This is a genomic window from Parasedimentitalea huanghaiensis (assembly GCF_009753675.1).
GTDB classification, from domain to species: Bacteria; Pseudomonadota; Alphaproteobacteria; order Rhodobacterales; family Rhodobacteraceae; genus Parasedimentitalea; species Parasedimentitalea huanghaiensis.
Genome location: NZ_WQLV01000035.1, coordinates 1 through 1,352, shown reverse-complemented (window position 1 = coordinate 1,352; position 1,352 = coordinate 1). Strand labels below are relative to the sequence as shown.

Annotated in this window: 1 protein-coding gene; it reads right to left on the bottom strand. The window is 53.9% G+C overall.

Going from position 1 to position 1,352, the window contains the following annotated elements; all coding sequences use genetic code 11:
* Positions 1–1,253: calcium-binding protein (locus GO984_RS23265; RefSeq protein WP_167740500.1), on the bottom strand; the 1,253-nt coding region annotated here is incomplete at its 3' end.
* Positions 1,254–1,352 lie beyond the last annotated feature (99 nt).

Below are 1,352 nucleotides of genomic sequence, written 5' to 3'. Positions count from 1 at the left end.
TTTTCACCATCGCCAGCTGAAATCCGATCATCACCGCTGCCAGCTTCAATCTGATTGAACCCATCCCCAACAGAAATAGTGTTTTTGCCGTCTCCAGCCTGGATAGAACTATCGCCATTGCCCACGCGAATGTTGTCAGCGCCTGATCCGGTTTCGATCTGATTGAAGCCATTTCCGACCTGGATCTTGTTGTTGCCGTCACCTGCGGAGATCGTGTTGTTGCCGTGGCCGGTGCGAATGTCATCTTTGCCTGAACCCGAGGTGATCGTGTTGTCCCCAGCACCGACAGTTACTTTATTGTCGCCATCTCCAACAGAAATGTCGTTGGCACCGCGCCCCACCAGAACCGTGTCCCGACCCGCCCCAGCCTCAATGATATTGTCGCCATCACCCACTGTGATTTTGTTGTCGCCGTCGCCTGCGGAAATCTGATTGTTGCCATCGCGGATCCGCAGGTCATCTTTGCCACTGCCAGACCGGATGGTATTGTTGCCGTCGCCAACTGTTACGCGATTGGTGCCATCGCCAGCGTCAATGGTGTTGTGTCCGTCCCCGACCAGAATACTGTCGCTGTCTTTGCCGGTTGTGATCTGGTTGTCGCCAGCACCCGCCTTAATGGTGTTTCTGCCGTCGCCTGCGTCAATTTCATTGGCGGCATTGCCGACAGTGATCTTGTCGTCACCAGAGCCTGCGGAAATTTCGTTCTGGCCGTCACCAGCGATGATCTGGTTCTTGCCTGCTCCGGCGGCAATCTGATTGTCCCCATCGCCAAGGGTCATGCGATCCGCGCCTGATCCGGTTTCAATACGGTTGTCACCATCACCTGTGGTCACCCGATTGGCCCCGTCGCCCGCTGCAACCCTGTTGTCGCCATGACCAAGGCGGATGTCATCCTTGCCGCTGCCGGTATTGATCTGGGCGTTGCCATCCGAGCCGATAATGCGATTATTGCCACCAGTAGAGGAGACAACATTTGATCCGCGACCCAGGGTAATCTGATCATTGCCTTTGCCAGATTGGATCGTGTTATCCCCATCCCCAACCACAACACGGTTGGTACCATCGCCGACCTGAACAGCGTTGTTGCCATCCCCAACCGTCACTTTGTCATTGCCGAGACCTGCATCAATGGTGTTGTCGCCATTTCCAGCGGTAACCACATTATTCCCATCGCCTGCATCAATGGTATGGCCTTCATCCCCAACATTAATTTTGTCGGCTGCCTTTGTTCCAGTGACCACTTGCCCGCTCATTCCCACACCCATAAATTTCTAAGCCTATGAGGGAGAACTAGCGGGCGCCACCTATGCGTGTCATTGTTTTTAAAACTGCAATTTTAGAGTATTGAAGTT